We start from the raw sequence: 20,259 nt of genomic DNA on the forward strand, positions 1-20,259 counted from the left end.
ATTGAACCGCCGTATACGGATCCGTACGTACGGTGGTTGGAGAGGTCGGGAGTTAGTCACTCCCTCCTACTCGATTACTATGAAAATTGAAAGTACAGATGGGAGGAGATAAAATGACTCAAATCGCTGATACAGAAATGATTCATCCAAAAATTCTATACTACGGAACACCTGTGATCTTATTAACTACACTAAATGAAGACGGCACAGTAAATATAAGCCCTCTTTCATCATCATGGGTGTTAGGGGATTGTATTATTTTAGGAATTGGACTTGGGGGAAAAGCTATTGAAAATTTAGAACGACAACCTGAATGTGTCATTAATGTCCCGGATCCTTCATTATGGGGGAATGTAGAAAAATTAGCTCCTTTTACAGGGAAAAACCCCGTTCCTGAATATAAGAGAGCAAATGGATTTTCATTTGAAAAAGAAAAATATGAAATTAGTAATTTAACGCCAACCGAGTCTACATCAGTAAAGCCTACAAGAATTGCAGAGTGTCCAATTCAACTTGAGGCAAGAGTAAAACATATTCGGATCCCTGATCATGCTCCCTTTTTTGCCATTGTTGAGACACAAGTAATACATGTACATGCTCATAAGGAAATTATTGTTGAAGAAAATTATATTGATCCAAATAAATGGAGTCCACTTATTTATAATTTCCGCCATTATTTTGGGCTTGGACAACAGCTGGGGAAAGCTTTTAGGGCAGAAATATAAATCATAATAGTCATAAAAAAGGGTCGGCTCTCATTTTTTAATGGGTACCTGTTCTTTTTGCGTTTATTCAAGATTTCCTAAAAGCACGGTACGTTACAAAACTGTAATATTGTGATATTTTTAGTCATCTAAAACGATGGTTGTGGTATTAATTCCTTGTTATAGTTAAATTAAGGGATATATTAACCTTGTACCCAGCTTAAAGGAGAAATGAAAGTGAAACCATCATTAAAAATCTATACGTTTATATTAGCTATGATTGTAACCTTATATAGTTTAACGCCAACAATCGTTAATGCAGATTCAAATGAAAAAATCCAAAAGATTGATCAATTTGTTAAAGAGCAAAAAGAGATTAGTAAAATTCCAGGAATATCGTTAGTAATTGTTGAGAAGGGGAAAACGGTTTATGAAAAAGGCTTTGGATATGCCGATGTTCAGTCAAAAACACCAGTCACCTCTAATACATTATTTGAACTAGGATCTACATCGAAAGCATTCACAGGACTAGCCATTCTACAATTGGAGAGGGTAGGCTTACTAAAACGTTCTGATGATGTCCAAAAGTATATCCCCTGGTTAAAGTTAAAATATAATGGGAAGCCTCAGTCAATTACTATTAATCAGTTACTGTATCATACAAGTGGAATAGCTACTAACACAATATCTAATATTCCAAAAAGTAACGAACCGAATGCACTTGAGTTGACGGTGAAAAAATTGCTTGATCAGCCATTAGATAGACAACCAGGTAGCTCATTTGAATACGCAACAATCAATTATGATGTTTTGGGACTCGTTATTGAAAAGGTTTCAAAACAACCCTTTGATACGTATATCAAACAGCAAATATTAAAGCCAATCTCTATGAATGATACATTTGTTGGCATTCATCAAGTTAAATCTAATGGGATGGCCACGGGATATAAAATAGGACTGATGAGAGAGCAGGAATTTACACCACCGATCTACCGTGGAAATGTACCTGCAGGTTATGTAATAAGTAACGCAAGCGATATAGCAAAATGGTTAAAGCTACAGTTAGGAAATAGTCAAATTGATTCGATTGATTATAAAATTATTCAAGAATCGCATATCCCAGATCAATCTGTAGAGCCTTTCGATAAGGACACATACTATGCAAGTGGATGGGGAGTTATGGGAAAAGAAGAACAATATATATCCCATGCTGGTGAAAATCCAACATTCTCATCTTTTTTCATCATGCAGCCCGATGAACAATTAGGAGTAGCCGTATTATCCAATATGAACTCGAGCTATACAACTGAGATAGGTCAAGGTGTGATAGATTTGTGGGAAGGGAAAACGGTAAATACTATTCATTCTGACATCTTTCAGAATTTGGATAAAATTATTTCACTTATATGTGTTATTGTTGTAGGCTTGGGGATGTTTTTAAGTATTCTATTGCTAACAACTTTGAGGGAAATTGTTAAAAAACAACGAATTAGAGTATCTTTAAATAAAAAAAGGAGTTTTTTATTAATCTTTCATTCTTTAAGTGTTGCACTAATTTTTGCACTTATCATTGTGTTCCCGAAACTATTACCAGAGGGATCAAATTGGGAGTTTATTAAAGTGTGGGGTCCAACCTCAATCACTGTGCTATTTTATAGTGTTATAGTTTCAGCTGTGATTTATTGTTTATTGGGAATAGTGAAGATATTCACCAAAAAGGAAAAAGATATAAAAATGTAGAGATTTGATTGTTTTATGAAAAAATATGGTAATATAAAAATATCTTTAGGTGAAAGGGGAGAATCCAAATGAAAAAAAGATCATTACGTTTTTTAAGTATGGGTATTGGGTTCTCAACTGCTGTTTTTTTCTAAAATTAAGTTTATAGGGACGAGTCTGCCCTTTTTTAGAAAAATAAACAAAAACCTAGAGGAGATTAACCATGAATAATAAAATAACACGTAAAAATCCAATCCAAGTACCTAGTCCTGTTGGCAATTACAGCCATCTTACAATAATTCCTAAGGATGCAACAATATACGCATTATCTGGACAAATTGGAGTTGGAGTAAACGGTAAATTGCCATCATCACTAACAGAGCAGGTTAAGAATACATTAAAAAATATTCAATTAATATTGGAGACAGAGGGACTTAACGCAGACAATGTGGTGAAGGCCAATATTTGGGCAACGGAGGAAATAGATTGGGATGACTTCGATCAACAATGGGGATCGATGTTTGGAAATCCATATCCTTCTATGACGATAGCCTATATTACTGCTTTAGGACTCCCTGATATTAAATTAGAAATAGATATTTGGGCTGCTAAATAAGCAGAGTACCGACAAAATCTTTAATGATTTTGTCGGTTTTTTAACGCAAATTATCGATGCCTTTGAAAAGAAAAAAGGTCACTTTCCTAAGAAAAGTGACCAAAAAATAAAGATTTAATGATGGGGGTGTGTTTCTTGCCCAAGATGTGAGCAAGTTGGAAGCGAATTAGGTACATTACTATATTATGAAGAATAAAAGCTATCTGTTAGGTGTTCGCCCTTTACCAAATTATACAGTTTCTACTTAGTGGCGTTCCTTAGAGTTTGTGGAAGTTTTTAATAATGAAGGTACTGTCCAATAAGTACCCATGCGCCACAACCATTCTAATGGTCCAAATTTAAAGAATGTAAGCCAAATCTTGCTAAATAGTAATTGGAAGATGTAAATGCCAATGCAAATCCAAAGAGATTGGATAAAACGAATGTTGCCAGTAAGGTGAAAGGCATTGCCAATTAGTAAGATTAGCGCTGTTTGTCCTAAATAATTTGTTAATGCCATTCGGCCATAGTTTTTTAACGGTGAAAGCAAAACCTGGCATACAGGGTGTTGCAGTAAAAGTATTAATGATCCTACATAAAATGCTGATACAAATGGGCTAAATTGAAGCCCGATTAATGAAAATTTTTCAATGTTTGTCAGATGTTCAGTAAATTCATCTGTTGTCATATTGTCAACGTTCACCATTGCCATTGCCTCTGGGACATAATGCCATTGATACAGCAAGCCCCCTATGCTGATAAAGCACATTATAACTGTAAAGAAACATATGTTTTTACGATTGTCGTTGATCTTTTCAAAAACTCGATATTGCCCAGCAGCTAATCCTAGTAAAATAAGTGGAAACGGCATAGCAATTTTGATGCCATAATAAGCTGTTACGGCTAATAGGATAAGCCCTATAGTTACGTTTATTTCTTTTCGAACTTTGTAAAATGGCAACGCTATTAAACCAAAAATTGCATAGACGGTTAATGCTTCTCCAGGTTGGAAATAAAAATGTACAAGTCCGATTAACAATAAAATAATAATTCTTCGAATAAATAAAAAATAAGCGTTATTATTTTTAGCCATTGCTCGGGAAATAAAGATATAAAATCCTACACCGAATAAAAATGAAAAAATCGAGAAAAACTTTCCTTCCACAAAAAGTATTAAAAATCTATTGTATGCAATATCTATAGATGTTTCTGGTGGATTAATCCACATTAAGGCTGGAATATTTACTAAAATAATTCCTAATAAAGCAAATCCCCTTAAATAATCTAATGTATCAATTCGTTTGTTTAATTCAATTGGTTGCATGTTATCTCCTCCTCACTTACAAAGTATAAGGATATTATCCATAAAGTAGTAACGATGAATGTTACACCTATCTTACAAAATCGTCATATAACATTAATCATTTTCTTGATACAGAGATAGGATGTCTTTTGCCTGCTGTCGTAAAATATTGATTAATTCTTTAGGTTCTACAATTTGAGCATGCACACCAAGTCGATAAAAGAGGGGGCTAATAAAATTAAGCTCACCTTTGTCTATAATGGAGTCAATATTACCCGTGCCATCTTCTTTTATGACGACTAAGTCTTCAAGGTTTGGATCGCTTTTGCATTGTCGCACGCCTTCACTTGATAATAGTACATGTAAACGGATAGGTTGTTTATGTTCATATGTGCTACTAAACCATTCTTTCAAATTTACAAATATTTCTTTGTTTTCTTCACTTTCTATAATGGAAAGTATGCGGTCTACACGAAACAGTAAAATTTTTTGTTTTGTGAAATCAAAGGCGGGCATATACCACAACCCATCATGAGCATACACACCGATTGGATGAATATGTTTCGTAGTTGTCCCTGATTTTGATTCATAGTGAATATGTAGATTTTTGTTTTCAATGGCTACCTCTAAAACGGCTTTCAATAAAGGGGTTTCAATCGCCCGTTTTGGATTCCAAAACGCGATGTAGGATTGAAGTTGATCCACTTTCCGCTTCGCCTCTTCTTGTAGAGAGCTATAAAGCTTATGGGAAGCGGATTTAATTTCCGTATTAAAAGGTAAATCACGGTAATAAAGAAGTGACTGGAAAGCAAAGAAAATCGAAACAGCTTCATCTTCTGTAAATAAAATAGGGGGAAGAAGTCTGCTCGTTAGGACTCTATAGCCACCGTTTCGTCCTTGTTCTGCGTAAATAGGCAAGCCCATATCGCTTAAATCTAAAATGTATCGATGAACCGTGCGAATTGATATATTGAATTCATCTGAAATTTCCTGTGCCGTAAATTTCTTTTTTGCACTCACAAACAGAAGGATATCTAATAGACGTTTTGCTTTTGACATTTTCTCACCTTTTTTCATTTAATCATGCCAGTAGTTGTCATGTTTTTTGTTTAGTATAGATCTTGTTCAGAAGTTTTACAAAGAGAATAGGAGATGATGGTATGTCACGAGAAATTATTTTATTTATTGCAACTAGTTTGGATGGATTTATTGCGAAAGAGAATGATGATTTACAATGGCTAGAAGAAACAGAGGGGGAAGGGGATGCTGGCTATTCAGACATGTATCAATCCATTGATACCATTATTATGGGTAAAAGAACGTATGATTGGGTTGTAGACCATATTGAGCCTTTTCCATATCCCGATAAGAAATGTTATGTATTCACAACGTCACTAAGTGGACAAAACGAACATGTTGAGTTTGTAAATGAAGATATTGTAGCATTTACGAAAAAATTAAGGGAACAGGAAGGCTCTAAAATTTGGATGGTTGGTGGAGCGGGAATTCTCGATCCCTTTATAAAGGAACAGTTGATCGATGAAATAATTATTACAGTTACACCGCACCTATTAGGTTCTGGCATTCCATTGTTTAAGGATAATAATCCATTTCAAGACCTGGAGTTAGTAGATACACAACGCTTTGGGCAAATGGTGCAAATGCATTATAAGGTGAAGAAAGAGGCTGGATGATCAGCCTCTTTTTCCGTTATTAGTAAAGCGAATGATAGATTTCCCCCATGATTCCTTTCATTTGATGCATACCTGTATCAGTATTTGTCATCATCACAATTCCTTGCTGGAGGTAAGGGTAGGCGACTAGCATACATTGAAACCCAACACCCCAGCCAAGAGAGGAAAACTCAAGGTTGTCGTCCGTGCCATCTAGAAATACGCCGAGACCTGTCCATTCTTTACAACCTTGTGGGTGGAATAGTTCTTTTACTTGTTTTGACGTAATACCAACTTTACTTTGTCCTTTGTCAGCATTCATAATATCCAGTAATAATTTTGCTAAATCGCTAGGGGTAGTCCATATACCACATGCCGCAATATAAGGATAAATAGAATATTTCCCTGGAATTAACGCTCCATATTGATCATGGCCACATGCAAAATTATCTAAATTTGATGTTGCAAGAGAGGTAGAAAATGTACTGTTCGTCATACGCAGTGGCTTAAAAATAAAATCGTCCATGACATGAGAAAAAGGTTTTTGCGTTATATCTTCTATCAATAATTGAACAAGACAAAAGCCTGCATCAGAATAGTGAAATTCACTTTCAGGTTCAACAGTCACGTCAATCGTAGTAGGGCAATAAGGCGTTGTAGCATTCAATATTTCTACCATGGACGGTATTTCGTTGAAAGATTCTAGTTCCATAAAACTGCCTTCAGGGTCCACAATACCAGATTGATGGCAGAGTAAGTTGCGTAATGTAACTTTTTTATGCTTTGTCAATGGACTGTCAGGAACCTTCCATGACACTAGTTTTTTATTAACATCTTCATCTAAATCTACAATTCCTTGTTCCATTAATTTCATCACTAAAATGCTTGTTAGAAACTTACTGATCGAGCAAGCGTTGAAAATGGAGTGCTCATCAATGTTTTTATCGGTACCTGCCTCCAGAACACCAAATTGATCCGTGCTACTGATTTTTCCCTTATCGATAGCTACAAGACTTAAACCTGTTATATGGTAATGCTCCATGCGTTCACGAATGTTTATCATCAATTTAGCTCCTAATTTTTTCTTTATTATAACAGAAAAAAGGAACTGATGTTTGTGAAGTGGTATTTGTTTTTTGGTTTTTTCTAAAAGATTGTTGCTTCTAGTTTGCTATAGCCATTTAGTGCAATAAGAAAAGCTGCCAAAATGACAGCTTGTTTCTGTAACTTTTGCACCCTTTAGCGGAATAGGAATTAAACTATTTAATTGTAACAATAAAAGTTTATTTCATTAACTTAAGTATATTTTTTGAGTTTTTAATCATACCTAGTAATCCAAGTTCTTTTTGTGCGTCTTTTGATAATTTTTTCTCTGCGATTTTTTTGATTTTTTCTTCTGCATTTGAAAAATTACCAGAATTATATATTGGTTGCGGATCATATTCAATAGTAAGCTGAATTGCTTTGGTTTGATCTTCACCCACTAGTTTATTAGATAAATGTAAAGCCATATCAATACCAGCAGATACCCCTGATGCAGTGATATATTTCCCTTGTTCTATTACTCTTTCTCTTGTTGCAATTGCTCCAAAATTAGTAAGCAAATTGATAACTCTCCAATGCGATGTAGCTTTTAATCCATTGAGTAAACCTGCTGAAGCCAATAATAAAGAACCTGTACATACAGAAGTTGTCCATTTAGTCGTTTTATCTACTTCCCTTATCCAATCCAAAACGTTACCATTTTTCATTTCCTGCATAAACCCTATAGTTGAACCTGGTATTATTAAAATATCTGCATCTTTTATATCATCGATACTATGTTTGACATTAATGTTTATAAAACCTGAATCAGCTTTTATTTCTCCTGTTTTCTCTGCGACAAATAATACCTCAGTATCGTCCATATTCTTTAAAACTTCATAAGGCCCAATCGCATCCAGCATTGTTACTCCATCATATAAAAAGATGATTACCTTCATACTTACTTTATACCGCCTTTCCTACAAACTAACTCACAAATAACCAATATCCTAGTTAACATCTTTTCGAAAGCAGCCTTATTTTTTCAATTGTGCATGTACAATCATAGATATACTATCTTTTGTAAAGTCATTTTTGTTCCATGATCCATACAGGTGTAACAAGTCGAACCCATTTTGTTCTAATAGCCTCTTCAATTCCATTGGATATGTATAGCGGAGTCGAATTGAATCTTCGAAAGTTGAATGTTCTAACTTATTGATAGAACGACAAGTTAAGATTTGTGTGATAGGGTCATATTCTTCATGATGTTGAATGGTTAGTTTTTCACCTTTGCTAGTAACCAAGCTTTCCTCGTATTCATCTACAATAGATAGCTCGCTTAGAATAGGGTTTCGCGTATCGAATACAAATTCTCCTCCAGGATGTAGGTGTTGTTTAACGGATTGGAATAAAGCATTTTGACTTGCATTACTTAAAAAATGTTGAAATGAATTACCTGTCATATAAATAAAATTTGATGTGATTGGTAAATTAAGTTGTGTGCAGTCTTGCACAGTGAAATGTACATCAATATTCTCATTTTTTGCATTTTCAATGGCTTGCTGAATCATTCCTTCATGAATATCAATTGCATATACTTCATGTCCCTGTTTGGCAAGGGGAATAGCTAATCGACCTGTCCCACAAGCTAATTCAATTATCGTATTGCTATTCTTACTAAGAAGATTTTCAATAAAATGTAGATCCACGTTGTAATTTTCATGAAGCTTATCATATTCAATAGGGTCTTTATATTTCTCTAAATTTCCACTAAATTCATTTTGATACATATACAATTTAGCTCCTTCAACTTTATTTTTATTTTAGGGATATTGTACAATAAATTCAATATTCGCACAAATTAGATTCGCACCATTGCGGGGTTGATTTCCGTTCCGGATCACTTTGACCGATAATTTGCGTATATTTCAAGTGTTTAACTCGACATGAAGAAAGACGATTTTTCATACTTTAGGGGAATAAATATAGCAATTCAATGGACTAAAATCACCTAATGAAGGAGCATTAGACGGTTTAATAGAGTTAAATAGATTATATTTTCGAAAAAAAGCGTATGTTACAGATTTTGAACATACGCTTTTTCGTTAACTTGTTTTTTGTTTTTTTTTCGCAAGTAAATTATTATGGGAGTGGGAAAATGAAGCAAAGAAGTGAAGTAATCCAGGCAATACAATTACCATACCAACAATCGCATATATTTGACGCGTACTTAAATCTAAAAATGATGAGGAAGCAAACAATATCCCTAAAGGCATGGTAACTCGAAGGAATAGTAATCGAACTGCACTTAGTTGGGTTAAACGATTTCTAGGAGCCTCACGCTGAAAAATTGCTGCACTTTGGGCATTGAATAAAGGAAATACCAATCCGCCAAACAATTCACACATCCATGCAATTGGAATTGAATTTACAAAAAACAAGAGTACGAATGAAAGGCCACCTCCGATTAAACCGAGATACATCGTTTGATAGGTTTTCGGTAATTTTGTAAGTAGTACCGTACCTACGGCATAACCGACTGGAAAAGCCCCGGAAAAGATTGCATATTCCCACGAGTGACCATTAAGGTCTCCACGTATGAAAGGAATACTTAAAACCATCGTTGCTCCAACCGCAAATTGTACCGTAGAAGAAAGAATGGTGAGTCGCAAAAGCTGCGGATATTTAAAGAATGTTCGATAGCCTTCCTTCATTTCTGCCCACCAAAATTTCTTTGACCAAGTTGCCACTTTCTTTGTACTTGATTGAGGGATACGTGAAAGTGCGAGAAAGCTAGCAAGGAACATAATAGATGAAAATCCATATATGTAATGTATAGGGCTGACTATTAGAAATAATGAAGTTGCACCAGGAGCGATAAAACTCATAAGTCGAATAGTTCCATCTAGTAATGCATTTGCTTCAATAAGTTCATTCTCTTTACAAAGGTCAGGTAAAAGTGAAAAAGATAGACTTGCGTAAATCGGTTGCATCAAACCTAATAAACACTGTAAAACGACTAAGCCTAAAATAGTTCCCACGTCTGAACCAATTAAATAACCAACTAGTGGTAGAATGTAGGCTCCAGCACGAATCAGCTGTATGTTTCGAAGCATTTTTTCCTTCACAACATGGTTTAGGAACGGTGCACTAATACCTTGCAAAATTAAAGAAGGGATAAAATAAACTAGCCAGAGTACACCCATCCATTCCTTTGATCCTGTCACTTCATACAGTAACAATCCATTAATGATTCCCCCAGCGGCTCCACCAAATTCTGATATGACTTCACCTATCCAAAGTGCTTTAAATGACTTAGAGAACTTCTTCATATGTGAACTCCAAGGTACTGAGTGAGCCGTCCAGAAAAAGTGTTAATCTGCGTTAGATTTGCCGAATAGATCCCTTTATCAACACGAATAAACTTTGCTGCTTTTAATATAGAAAGTTGGTGATGTAGAGTTGTTTTAGACGTATTAAACTGCACGCTCATCTCTTGTAGTGATAAAGGTCCCTTTAGAAGCTGATAAAGCAATTTCAATCGAAGTTCATCCCCCAACGCCTTGTGACCACGGATTAATTCATTCGATGGAACACCTGGCTCCAACAAATATTCCTCCTTCAAAGGATAAAAGAAAAGTTTAGTATCAGGTGTGCGTTTTTCTAAAATCCACGGACGATATGATACATGTGGAATTAATTTGACATTCCAGATAGAAGGTTCAGGAAGATACTTGATTCCACCTGTAATTCGTTCTATTTCCTCAGTAGGCTTTGTAATATCCAATAATCTGTATTGCCTCTGCTCGAAAGCAAGTGCCTGCATCCACTTTTCCCATTCATCTTTTTGGCTTACCCACTTGTACCACTCATATAATGTATTGTTGAATAGATCGCAAATTTCTTGTTGTGAATAGTAACTAAGATTACGCACATAACCACCTAAATAGTCGTGGTTTTCAAAAAATGTAGCATACTTCTCAAACAATTCACCTCGATGATGTTCAGTGGCTGTCGCTTTTCTTATGGGCTCTGTATGCCGATCTTTGTACGGCAAAAGTATGTCATAAAAACAATCGATTGGGATTTTTGAAAGTTGATTCGAAAAATCTTGAACAGACGATGCGGATAGTTTGTCTTGAAGCATAATCAGCCCATACCATAAATTGGTCTCCTCGATCACCTTCAAATGCTTTAATAATGATGAAGGCATTGAATCTTGCTCTGATGTCCACTGTTCATCTAAATCGAATGTATGTCGAAGTTGTGCATGTGTGTATCCTGCAATACCAAGAATCACTTCCCAAACAGGTGAAGATTCTACTTGTAAGGAAATGGTTTCAATTGACTGTGGGGAATAAAGATGTTTCATAAAAAAGCCTCCTCATTATGTATTTCTTTTATTCTTTTATTCTAAATTAATCGAATATTAAATTCAATTAATTTAGAATAAAAATAACTTTTCTTGTAACAAAGTTTGTATCTATATTCGATTCTTGGAAGGGAATACCATCTGAATGAACCTAAAGTGACATGTGAAGTTGATTTCCGTTCCGGCTGGCGCCTTCGTTCCTCTGCATGCTCGCTTCAGGGTCTCATCTGTGACGCTGATCTCCAAGGTGTCGTCCAGCCTCCACTCCAATCAACTAATAATGGTTCTTTTAACAAACGTTCTTTAAAATTTGGGTTATGACACGTAATATTAAATCTATAAAGATGAATAGGAGGGTTCATTTGAGCAATAAATTTCCTCAAAAAATACATATCATTGGCTCTGTTGGGAGTGGGAAAACAACGTTAGCGAAAGAATTATCCGCGACATTAAATATTCCTTATTATGAATTAGATAATGTTGTTTGGAAAAGACAAAATTCTGGTGATAGTAGAAGAACCGATCCACAAAAAGTTGATTATTTAAATAATATTATTTTTACGAATGCGTGGATTATTGAGGGCGTTCATAATGAGGACTGGGTAGCAGAAAGCTTGTCGAATGCCGAGTTAATTATTTTCTTAGATACAAATTATTTCATCAGAATCTATCGAATAATAAAGAGATTTACTTTACAAAAACTCGGGTTGGAAAAGTCCAATTACACACCAACTTTTGCGATATTCATTAAAATGTTTAAATGGAACCGGCATTTTGAGGAGATCAGCAAACCTAATTTTTATCAGAAATATGGAATGTATAGTGACAAGCTATTAGTTATAACAAATAAAAGAGAATTATTTTAAAAAGCGTATCCAAAACCAGTGGATACGCTTCTTACGTGTATTTATTAAGCATTTTTCTTCGTTTTCGTTGCTCGTTTTCTCGTTGTTGGCTTTTTCGTTTTTTCTAAGGAAGCTTGAAGTGCTGTCATTAAGTCCGTAACATTATCAGGTACTGGTCGTTTATCGCTAGTCGAGATTGTATTTGTAGCTTTTTTCTCCTCTATAAGCTCCATTAAAGCATTGCGATAGTCGTCTGTATATTTTTCAGGATTGAATTCTGTTGTTAATTGATCGACTAGCATAAGGGCGGTTTCTAGCTCTTTTGGAACAATGTTTTGTTCACTTGGAATACTTGGAACATCAGCTACACTCCTTACTTCATCAGGGTAATGAATCGTTTCCATTACTAATGCATTTTGATAAACACGGACAATTGCTAATTGCTCTTTTGAACGAATAATAATTTTGGCCACACCTATTTTTCCTGATTGTTCTAATGTTTGACGTAATAGGGCATAAGCCTTTCCGCCAGTCGAATCAGGGGATAAAAAATAAGTGCGTTCAAAATAAATAGGATCGATTTCAGTTAATTTCACAAAATCAATGATTTCAACGGCCTTATCTTCATTTTCCTTCCGCAAGTTCTCTAATTCATCTTGATCTAATACGACAAACTTATTTTTGGCATATTCATAAGCCTTGACAATATCCTCATCTTTAACTTCTTGATTACAGCCTTCACAAACCTTTTTATAGCTAATAGGTGTATGACATTCTTTATGGAGCTGTCGCAGTTTAATGTCTTTATTTTCAGTTGCAGCATGTAGTTTCACTGGTATATTAACAAGTCCAAATGAGATACTGCCTTTCCAAACTGTATGCATTTGTATCACCTCGTTTTTCTTACTATGATATATTTTGCTTATTTTTATGTATCTTAAAGTGAAATCGTCAAAAACTGTAGGTAAAAAGCAAAGTAGGTATTCATATGAAACCAATGCTATTAACGGAAGTGCTCGATACGCCTATTGGTGAGGAATGGATGTACGAAACAAAATATGATGGATTTAGATGTATGTTAGTTTGGGACGAACAGCCGATGTTAATAAGCAGGAATGGCAACAACTTAAATCACTTGTTTCCAGAGATACTCGATTTTTGTAAAAGTATATTTAATAAAGTTAAAAAGTTTTTACCATTAACATTTGATGGTGAATTAGTTTATTTAACAAATAACTTTAAAAGCGATTTTTCGATTGTCCAAAAAAGAGGGCGCATGCAAAACAAAGAAGTGATTGCTACTCATGCAAAAGACTTTCCTTGTCATTATATTGCGTTTGATTTGCTGAGCTATAAAGGGGAGTCGCTGACAAAAAAATATTTAAAAACACGCAAACAGCAACTTTCTAAGCTTTTTACGACTTTAAAAATTTCTGTGACTGTCGATTATGAGGATCCATGTCCTTTGCAAGTGATTAGCAGTGAGGAGCATAGTGAGCCTCTTTGGCAGGCTATTAAGGTTTACAATGGAGAGGGAATGGTTGCCAAGAAGAAAACAAGTAAATGGATGGGAGATACACGCTCGACACATTGGTTAAAAATAAAGAATTGGAGATATGTAACGGTCATAGTGACGAAATATGATCATGGAAATGGTTATTTTCATGGCAGTATTTATCAACAGGGGGAGCTAGTAGAAGTAGTTATTTTTAAACATGGAATGTCAGAGGAAGAGCGGAAAACACTCATTGCTTTTTTTCAAGCGAATGGACAGCGGAATAATGAAACATGGGAGCTGGAGCCATCCATTTGTCTTGATATCGCCTGTATTGATTTCGATGGAAGCAAATGTCGAGAACCGCGTTTCCATGCATTTCGACTGGAGATGTTGCCAGAGGATTGTCATTGGCAGCACATACAGCGTCAACTTTTTCCTATTCCAGATACTGTTCAGATTACGCATCCTGACAAGCCTGTTTGGCCTGAAATCGGTATTACGAAGGATGGTTATTTGCACTATTTGCAAATGATTTCTCCGTATTTGCTACCTTTTTTGCGAAATCGACCACTTACGTTAATTCGATTTCCACATGGGGTGCCAGGGGAAAGCTTTTATCAAAAAAGTAGTCCAGAAAAAATACCTGAATTTGTTTCTACTGGATGGATGGACGATATTCATTATCTAGTATGTAACAATCTTGAAGCATTATTGTGGCTAGGTAATCAGCTTGCACTAGAGCTTCATATACCATTCCAAACGTTGCAAACAGAGTGTCCGACTGAGATTGTCTTCGATCTAGATCCTCCTTCCGTTGAGCAATTTTCACTTGCTGTTACTGGAGCACTGGATTTAAAGGAAATGTTCGATTATTTTAAGTTGCAATCTTTTGTTAAAACGTCAGGAGGTAAAGGATTACAGCTATATATACCGTTACCTGAAAATGCATTTTCCTACGAAGAGGTGCGAGTATTTACTGAATTTATCAGTCGTTTTTTATGTGAGCAAAAACCGGAATTGTATACGATCGAGCGCTTAAAGAAGAATAGACATCAAAAATTATATTTAGATTATGTGCAGCATGCTGAAGGCAAGACGATTATTGCTCCATATTCAACTCGTGGCAATGAAAAGGGCTTAGTGGCAACGCCATTACATTGGGAAGAGGTTAATGAGCATTTAACTCCAGACCTCTTTACTATTCCCGCTGTACTGGAGCGAGTGAAGAAAGTGAGCAACCCATTTAAAAATTTCCGTCAAGTAGGGGAGAGTCAGAATTTCCAATCAGCGTTAGAGCGATTAAAAGAGCAATGATGTGCTAACTAAGTATGAACAGGCAGATAGGAGCAAAACTTCGATAAAAGCAAAAAGCATCGGCTTATTGTCGATGCTTACAAACTTATTATTCCTTTTTGTAATCTATGTCTCTGAATAGTTTTTAGTTTTGTTTGATAAATCAAAAAATAATGTTAAATTACTTATAAGGTTGACTTAGTCTACTTATTATTTCTGTTCGTTAAATTGGTGATTATTTAGCGAAAATTAATAAGAAAGGTGGGATAACTCTTATGGTTTATCATGCAAAAACAGATATTATTTTAGCAATAACTATTTTTTTATTGGTTTGGATATTTGGGGCTATATCACTGCTTCTGTTCATCATATCTTTATCAACTGTTATTATTATGTCTACGTTCTTTATTGTTTCAGTAGTTTTTGTATGGTGGTACGCAAATTCTATCAAGTTTGTTTTCTGTGAAAATTATCTTTTAATTAAAGGTGGACCATTCAAAAGTAAGATTCCGTATCAAAGTATAACAAGGGTTTCTCCAACGACAGATAAGTATACTGGTTATCTAATTTCATCATCTGATAAGGGACTGGAAATATTTTACAAAACAGCAGCTCACGGTAGTATAAAAATTTTACCGGAAGATAAAATGAACTTTATTATAGAGTTAAAAAAACGATGTCCTAATGCACATATTTCGCAGAATCAACAATTTGAGTAATTGGTTAAATTTGTTTATCAGTAATTCTTTGGGGAGCCTATAAAACCTATGCAAATGAAAAATGAAAATCGAATTTTATGATATTGGTTCAGTAAATGATGAAAAGTTAGAATTTTCTGTGATAAACGCTTGTTACCAGGGACAATGGGTTTATGTTAGACCAATCTTGGGAGATACCTGGTGGTCACAGAGAAACAGGTGAGAAGATTCATGAAACTGCAAAAAGAGAGTTGTTTAAAGAAACTGGATATTAAGGCTGTTTTCTAAAAGCTTGTTGTATTAAAACATAAAGACAGGTTAAATCTACAAATAGAGAATGAACTCTATCTTTTTGTTTTGATATTTCGCAAACCGAATTTTTAATGAAAGTACTCAGTTAGTTTAAATATGACCTTCTCATAAATTCTTGGATATTCGTAATAAGTAGTGGATAACCTTATTTATTGTTTGTGAATTTATTTAAAGCTGTACTTTTATTTTTTTATATCTATTTCACAGGCAATTCACTATACAAACATAGCTATCACATCATAATAATAGTAAGGTAAAGCTAATTTAGCCTTACACCTCCTATTCTTTTTACTAAGGGTCACTCCATCCCAAGTGGCCCTTTTTTTATGGTTTTATCTCACAAAAATATATTTTTTAATGCCTATAGCTCAATGGTTTAACAACCATACTCCTTCTCCGCAGCCAACATATTATATATTGTAGAAAGGAGGTGTGCTTTATGGGATACTATGGTGGAAATGTTGGTGGCATTAATAACTGCGGCTATTACGGCGGCGGTAATGGTTCTACATTTGCCTTAATTGTTGTTCTATTTATTCTTCTAATTATTGTCGGCGCTACATTCATGACTGGATATTAACATTTCCGATTTAAGGGTCGCCCCCAGCCTGGTGACCCTTTTATAGTTACTTTCCTCTTGGTCAGTATTAATATAATCCTTTAAGTATAGGGTGATTCAGGATACCTTTCAAATAATACTTTGTATAAGCTGTTCCTAAACCAGCATACGTATCTTTTACCCATTCTTCTTTCGCTTCTTTATATTTGAACTCTCTGCCATTTAGCAAGCGCTATTAAATGTTCCTTTAATCGTTCCTTTTCTGTCTTTTCTTCAAAAGCGGAAACCTCCTATTTCGCATTTTTATCGTTTATCCCTCAAAATACGTGATATGATTATATATTTTGCAAAAGAAAATATTAATAAGATTAATGCCACCCCTCATTTTTACTACTATACATATTATAGATTATAGAAAGGAGGGATATTTTATGGAATACTGCGGAGAATTTCGCGAAGAACGTCGCGAACGAAACCCATTCGCTTTTATCGTTGTACTGTTCATTCTTCTAATTATTGTCGGTGCTAGTTTCATGAATAGATCGTATTAACAAAAACATCTGTTGATAGCTATGATGGTCAATAAATAATAATAGTATGCACCTCCCTTCTGATTTTTGGGTTTAGGGTCACTTTCCACCGAGTGGCCCTTTTTATAGTTTCTTTCCTCATATACATATTTAGTTCACACCTCACTTACTGCACAATTTCCTTCAGATTTTCATTCATCTTTTGCTGCTGCAAATTTTTTATAGTAGGTAGCTGTATCCGTGCATAACAAAGAAGAATGAGCTATATAATCCCCGATAATCATCAATTTCTTCTGCTTTCACACGACATCTACCCGCCATCCTCGCAATAATATTGTTATTTCGATCTTGGGCTACAAATATAGCAATTTTCAGGAGTCTTTTTAAATTATATATTAGATTTGATGTGAGGTTTTTAATCGAGCTTAAGAATAAAGCTCCACTTAGTTTTATTGATTTGACAATTCTCTTAGTCGTTTTATATTTTGTTGGTAAATCTCTGGTGAACGCCAACCTTTAAAGATTTCAGGAATTGAGATCTCCTCATTTTGTTTACTCTGTTCTGCAATAGTAGTTAGTTGAGAAATATAATTGATTATTTTTGAGATATCTGCTTTTGTACCAGTTGGACCGTGTCCTGGTACAGCCACGTCGATATCTAGTTGTTCAACTTTTATTAAAATATTGCTCCATTTCACAGGATCAGACTCTTCAAAAAATGTTGGGTGACAATTCACAAATAATAAATCACCCATAAAAATTACTTTCTCATCAGAAATATAAAGCATTGCATCACAAAATGAATGGCCTCCTCCTAACGTGAAAAGCTTTGCATAGCGTTTCGTTCCTTGAAAGGTTATTTCATTGTTAAACGTTTGGTTCGGTAAAACTAATTCCAAGGTTGGTAATGATTCTTTTAATTCATTTAGAGAATTTATTTGGTATTGTATAGTGGGGTCGTTGGTTTGATGTAGCTGTTCTTTTAAGGATTGAATATAGGTTTTTAATCCTTGAATATCACTTTTTTGTTTACTAAATCTTAAGGGGTGAACGTCTCTTATTTTTGAGTATGTAATTTCGCTTGAGATAATAATGGTATCTTTAAATGTTTGGTTGCCTCGAATATGGTCACCATGCCAATGACTGTTAACGACACATGTAACAGCTCGGTTAGTTGTTTTTTCAGCAATGAGCTTTAAGTCTTCAGATGCTTGTTGGGTGTTAAATGTATCAAAAACGATAACTTTATCACCTAGATCGACAAAACCTGCATTTCCCACAGCCCCGCTACCTTCTTTGGCTATTGCGGTATAAATACCTTTACCAATTTGGCTAGCTGAAAGTGTTTACTACAAAATGCATTGTTCAATTAATTCACCTCTTATTTAGTTTTTTATATTTTCTATATTCTATAATGATTAAAACAATACCTCTAAGATTTAAAAAAGATGGCTACATAGAATGATAGAATTAACATTTGAAAGGTAGGAGATTCAGATGGATAAAGAAAAGCAAGACATCACATTCCCAACTAAAGATGGTGTGTTCAATATGAGGGTGGGCGCAATCATTCTCCGAGATAATAAAGTGCTGATGGTTAAAAATAATCGCGACCCATACTATTACTCCGTTGGGGGAAGAGTGAAATTACAGGAAACGTTAGAAGAAGCCATCATCCGCGAATGCTTTGAAGAAACTAAAGTGCATTTTGAAGTTGACCGTTTAGTGTTTATTCATGAAAACTTTTTTCCCATTCAAAGTGGTCCATATGGAGAAACGCAATTTCATGAAATATCATTCTTTTATTTAATGAAATCAAATGAAGTCGAAGTGATGTGTGAAAGCTACACCAGTGATGGTATTGAAGAAAGGTTAGAATGGTTACCTATTTCGAATCTTCAGGATACCTTTCTATTCCCAGAGTTCTTTAAATCAGAACTCGCTTGCTTGCCTGCGGAAATCAAACATTTCGTAACCGTTGAAGAAAAAAGAACATAAAAGAAAATAGAGAGGATTATTCCTCTCCAGTTAAGTCTGCTTTAATTTTTGGAATTCTTTTTCTCTAAGTAATCCAGAATCCCCATTGCCGAAACAATTGTATCGAATGGGATGGTTTGATAAACCGGGTGATTTTCTGCGATGCCATTTTCCTGTAAGTAGTTATACAAAAGCTTCTTTAAGCGACCATCTAAAAATTGTACTTGCTCTTTAAAATCGCTAGATACCGTTAACGCCTTTTTTCCTTCAGCTAAAAACAGCGGTGTCCAGTAGCGCACTTGTTTGTAAGCTTCAGTTGGATTTTTATATGCACCGAAATGACCGAAATATAATTCTGTAGCATTTAATTTTTCGTAAAGCTGGATAGATTGCTCCATTGTATCTGGGTCATACTGATTCGGTGAAGTGGACGGAATGATTAAATCAATTGATTCGCCCTCCATCTCTGGATATCGTACACCAGTTGTATCTCCAACAAACAATCCATTCGTAGCGGAATAAAGCATGGATACATGATGCTTTGCATGACCTTCAGTATGATAAAACGTTAGCTGATGTTGACCTAAAGATAGTACTTCCTCATGTCCCATTTCTATAATGCGCTCAGCATCGATAGGTAAAATCGGATCAAAAAGACGATCAAATTCTGCTCCGTAAACACTTTTTGCACTTGCGATTAGACGACTAGGATCCACCATATGAGATACACCTCGTGGATGCACAACGAATGTAGCATTTGGACAGCTTTGTAAAAACAAGCCTGCACCACCAGCGTGGTCTAAATGAATATGCGTAACAATTACATACTGAATATCCTCTAAATCAATATGTAACTCATCTAAACCTTCTATTATATATGGCATAGAAGGACTAGCAGAAGTCTCGATTAATGTAATTTTTTCATCGATAAGCAAATAAGAGCTTGTGCGCTGATCCCGATTTAAATCGTGTGTATCAATACAATAAAAATTTGGTGCAAGTTGTTGGACTCTCCCCATGTAAATAATCCCCCTTCGTTTTAGTTGACTGTAAAATATTCTCTAATATGCAATTTTTAGGGCTCATCACCAAAATCCGGGGATGACAAAATCAATGACCTGTTTCCAAACGTAAACGGAGGAAAAGATGGGCATC

The 20,259-nt window shown here is 35.0% G+C and carries 20 protein-coding genes and 2 pseudogenes; 11 read left to right on the forward strand and 11 right to left on the reverse strand.

Annotation, left to right across the window (positions count from 1 at the left end; all coding sequences use genetic code 11):
• Window positions 1–113 precede the first annotated feature (113 nt).
• The 3 genes from AMS59_RS12800 to AMS59_RS12810 all read left to right on the forward strand — a co-directional run bounded on the left by AMS59_RS12800 (window position 114) and on the right by AMS59_RS12810 (window position 3,039).
• Window positions 114–725, forward strand: coding sequence for a flavin reductase family protein (locus AMS59_RS12800; RefSeq protein ID WP_234007760.1), 612 nt, complete (start codon window positions 114–116; stop codon window positions 723–725).
• Window positions 726–935: 210 nt separating this feature from the next.
• Window positions 936–2,444, forward strand: coding sequence for a serine hydrolase domain-containing protein (locus tag AMS59_RS12805; protein WP_053484110.1), 1,509 nt, complete (start codon window positions 936–938; stop codon window positions 2,442–2,444).
• Window positions 2,445–2,646: 202 nt separating this feature from the next.
• Window positions 2,647–3,039 carry a RidA family protein gene (locus AMS59_RS12810; RefSeq protein WP_053484111.1) on the forward strand — a complete coding sequence of 131 codons (393 nt, stop codon included), beginning with the start codon at window positions 2,647–2,649 and terminating at the stop codon, window positions 3,037–3,039.
• A gap of 244 nt (window positions 3,040–3,283) precedes the next feature.
• Here AMS59_RS12810 and AMS59_RS12815 read toward each other — a convergent pair whose 3' ends face one another.
• Both AMS59_RS12815 and AMS59_RS12820 read right to left on the reverse strand, forming a co-directional pair.
• Window positions 3,284–4,342, reverse strand: coding sequence for a DUF418 domain-containing protein (locus tag AMS59_RS12815; protein ID WP_053484112.1), 1,059 nt, complete (start codon window positions 4,340–4,342; stop codon window positions 3,284–3,286).
• A 93-nt stretch (window positions 4,343–4,435) separates the two neighbouring features.
• Window positions 4,436–5,380: a YafY family protein gene (locus tag AMS59_RS12820; protein WP_053484113.1), complete on the reverse strand. Its 945-nt coding sequence runs from the start codon at window positions 5,378–5,380 to the stop codon at window positions 4,436–4,438.
• A gap of 101 nt (window positions 5,381–5,481) precedes the next feature.
• On the opposite strand from AMS59_RS12820, the gene AMS59_RS12825 reads away from it, so the two are divergent.
• A complete protein-coding gene (locus tag AMS59_RS12825) occupies window positions 5,482–6,015 on the forward strand; it encodes a dihydrofolate reductase family protein (protein WP_053484114.1) in 534 nt (177 codons plus the stop codon).
• 19 nt (window positions 6,016–6,034) lie between these two features.
• Here AMS59_RS12825 and AMS59_RS12830 read toward each other — a convergent pair whose 3' ends face one another.
• The 5 genes from AMS59_RS12830 to AMS59_RS12850 form a co-directional block, all read right to left on the reverse strand.
• Window positions 6,035–7,057 carry a serine hydrolase gene (locus AMS59_RS12830; RefSeq protein ID WP_156304640.1) on the reverse strand — a complete coding sequence of 341 codons (1,023 nt, stop codon included), beginning with the start codon at window positions 7,055–7,057 and terminating at the stop codon, window positions 6,035–6,037.
• A 220-nt stretch (window positions 7,058–7,277) separates the two neighbouring features.
• Window positions 7,278–7,976, reverse strand: a complete 699-nt coding sequence (locus tag AMS59_RS12835) for a DJ-1/PfpI family protein (RefSeq protein WP_053484115.1) — start codon at window positions 7,974–7,976, stop codon at window positions 7,278–7,280.
• Window positions 7,977–8,054: 78 nt separating this feature from the next.
• Entirely contained in the window at window positions 8,055–8,810 is a 756-nt protein-coding gene (locus AMS59_RS12840) for a class I SAM-dependent methyltransferase (RefSeq protein ID WP_053484116.1), read from the reverse strand.
• Between the two features lie 315 nt (window positions 8,811–9,125).
• Complete coding sequence (locus AMS59_RS12845; protein ID WP_053484117.1) at window positions 9,126–10,352, reverse strand: MFS transporter; 1,227 nt, start codon at window positions 10,350–10,352, stop codon at window positions 9,126–9,128.
• Window positions 10,349–11,392: an ArsR family transcriptional regulator gene (locus AMS59_RS12850; protein ID WP_053484118.1), complete on the reverse strand. Its 1,044-nt coding sequence runs from the start codon at window positions 11,390–11,392 to the stop codon at window positions 10,349–10,351. Before AMS59_RS12850 ends, AMS59_RS12845 begins: the two co-directional genes overlap by 4 nt.
• Window positions 11,393–11,754: 362 nt before the next feature.
• Between AMS59_RS12850 and AMS59_RS12855 the strand changes: the two genes are divergently transcribed.
• Window positions 11,755–12,258: an AAA family ATPase gene (locus AMS59_RS12855; protein WP_053484119.1), complete on the forward strand. Its 504-nt coding sequence runs from the start codon at window positions 11,755–11,757 to the stop codon at window positions 12,256–12,258.
• A 44-nt stretch (window positions 12,259–12,302) separates the two neighbouring features.
• Here AMS59_RS12855 and AMS59_RS12860 read toward each other — a convergent pair whose 3' ends face one another.
• The gene (locus AMS59_RS12860) at window positions 12,303–13,121 is read right to left on the reverse strand and encodes a Ku protein (protein WP_053484120.1); all 819 of its coding nucleotides are present in this window, start codon (window positions 13,119–13,121) and stop codon (window positions 12,303–12,305) included.
• 104 nt (window positions 13,122–13,225) lie between these two features.
• Between AMS59_RS12860 and AMS59_RS12865 the strand changes: the two genes are divergently transcribed.
• From AMS59_RS12865 to AMS59_RS24275, 5 genes and pseudogenes are all read left to right on the forward strand, one after another.
• Window positions 13,226–15,049: a DNA ligase D gene (locus AMS59_RS12865; RefSeq protein ID WP_053484121.1), complete on the forward strand. Its 1,824-nt coding sequence runs from the start codon at window positions 13,226–13,228 to the stop codon at window positions 15,047–15,049.
• A 254-nt stretch (window positions 15,050–15,303) separates the two neighbouring features.
• Window positions 15,304–15,747 (forward strand): PH domain-containing protein, encoded by a 444-nt coding sequence (locus AMS59_RS12870; RefSeq protein ID WP_053484122.1) that lies wholly within the window; start codon window positions 15,304–15,306, stop codon window positions 15,745–15,747.
• Between the two features lie 146 nt (window positions 15,748–15,893).
• Window positions 15,894–16,001 (forward strand): annotated as a pseudogene (locus tag AMS59_RS26995) (NUDIX domain-containing protein); the annotation flags it as partial.
• 476 nt (window positions 16,002–16,477) lie between these two features.
• Window positions 16,478–16,618 (forward strand): YjcZ family sporulation protein, encoded by a 141-nt coding sequence (locus tag AMS59_RS24270; RefSeq protein WP_082172660.1) that lies wholly within the window; start codon window positions 16,478–16,480, stop codon window positions 16,616–16,618.
• 410 nt (window positions 16,619–17,028) lie between these two features.
• Window positions 17,029–17,148 (forward strand): YjcZ family sporulation protein, encoded by a 120-nt coding sequence (locus AMS59_RS24275; protein ID WP_082337482.1) that lies wholly within the window; start codon window positions 17,029–17,031, stop codon window positions 17,146–17,148.
• A 179-nt stretch (window positions 17,149–17,327) separates the two neighbouring features.
• Here the strand turns inward: AMS59_RS24275 and AMS59_RS25220 are convergent.
• A pseudogene (locus tag AMS59_RS25220) lies at window positions 17,328–17,502 on the reverse strand (IS1595 family transposase); the annotation flags it as partial.
• Between the two features lie 74 nt (window positions 17,503–17,576).
• Entirely contained in the window at window positions 17,577–18,407 is an 831-nt protein-coding gene (locus AMS59_RS12875; protein ID WP_234007762.1) for an MBL fold metallo-hydrolase, read from the reverse strand.
• A 217-nt stretch (window positions 18,408–18,624) separates the two neighbouring features.
• Here AMS59_RS12875 and AMS59_RS12880 point away from each other — a divergent pair, with 217 nt between their 5' ends.
• Entirely contained in the window at window positions 18,625–19,125 is a 501-nt protein-coding gene (locus AMS59_RS12880) for an NUDIX hydrolase (RefSeq protein ID WP_053484123.1), read from the forward strand.
• A gap of 41 nt (window positions 19,126–19,166) precedes the next feature.
• Here AMS59_RS12880 and AMS59_RS12885 read toward each other — a convergent pair whose 3' ends face one another.
• A complete protein-coding gene (locus tag AMS59_RS12885; RefSeq protein WP_053484124.1) occupies window positions 19,167–20,123 on the reverse strand; it encodes an MBL fold metallo-hydrolase in 957 nt (318 codons plus the stop codon).
• Window positions 20,124–20,259 lie beyond the last annotated feature (136 nt).

This window comes from Lysinibacillus sp. FJAT-14745, from assembly GCF_001275675.1.
In the GTDB taxonomy this organism is placed as follows: domain Bacteria; phylum Bacillota; class Bacilli; order Bacillales_A; family Planococcaceae; genus Lysinibacillus.

Coding starts and splice junctions, on each gene's coding strand:
- AMS59_RS12840 (WP_053484116.1), bottom strand. CDS start 8,810: ATGTATCAAAATGAATTTAGTGGAAATTTAGAGAAATATAAAGACCCT.
- AMS59_RS12865 (WP_053484121.1), top strand. CDS start 13,226: ATGAAACCAATGCTATTAACGGAAGTGCTCGATACGCCTATTGGTGAG.
- AMS59_RS12870 (WP_053484122.1), top strand. CDS start 15,304: ATGGTTTATCATGCAAAAACAGATATTATTTTAGCAATAACTATTTTT.
- AMS59_RS12800 (WP_234007760.1), top strand. CDS start 114: ATGACTCAAATCGCTGATACAGAAATGATTCATCCAAAAATTCTATAC.
- AMS59_RS12880 (WP_053484123.1), top strand. CDS start 18,625: ATGGATAAAGAAAAGCAAGACATCACATTCCCAACTAAAGATGGTGTG.
- AMS59_RS12860 (WP_053484120.1), bottom strand. CDS start 13,121: ATGCATACAGTTTGGAAAGGCAGTATCTCATTTGGACTTGTTAATATA.
- AMS59_RS24270 (WP_082172660.1), top strand. CDS start 16,478: ATGGGATACTATGGTGGAAATGTTGGTGGCATTAATAACTGCGGCTAT.
- AMS59_RS12835 (WP_053484115.1), bottom strand. CDS start 7,976: ATGAAGGTAATCATCTTTTTATATGATGGAGTAACAATGCTGGATGCG.
- AMS59_RS12850 (WP_053484118.1), bottom strand. CDS start 11,392: ATGAAACATCTTTATTCCCCACAGTCAATTGAAACCATTTCCTTACAA.
- AMS59_RS12810 (WP_053484111.1), top strand. CDS start 2,647: ATGAATAATAAAATAACACGTAAAAATCCAATCCAAGTACCTAGTCCT.
- AMS59_RS12815 (WP_053484112.1), bottom strand. CDS start 4,342: ATGCAACCAATTGAATTAAACAAACGAATTGATACATTAGATTATTTA.
- AMS59_RS12805 (WP_053484110.1), top strand. CDS start 936: ATGAAAGTGAAACCATCATTAAAAATCTATACGTTTATATTAGCTATG.
- AMS59_RS12820 (WP_053484113.1), bottom strand. CDS start 5,380: ATGTCAAAAGCAAAACGTCTATTAGATATCCTTCTGTTTGTGAGTGCA.
- AMS59_RS12825 (WP_053484114.1), top strand. CDS start 5,482: ATGTCACGAGAAATTATTTTATTTATTGCAACTAGTTTGGATGGATTT.
- AMS59_RS12885 (WP_053484124.1), bottom strand. CDS start 20,123: ATGGGGAGAGTCCAACAACTTGCACCAAATTTTTATTGTATTGATACA.
- AMS59_RS12830 (WP_156304640.1), bottom strand. CDS start 7,057: ATGATAAACATTCGTGAACGCATGGAGCATTACCATATAACAGGTTTA.
- AMS59_RS12845 (WP_053484117.1), bottom strand. CDS start 10,352: ATGAAGAAGTTCTCTAAGTCATTTAAAGCACTTTGGATAGGTGAAGTC.
- AMS59_RS24275 (WP_082337482.1), top strand. CDS start 17,029: ATGGAATACTGCGGAGAATTTCGCGAAGAACGTCGCGAACGAAACCCA.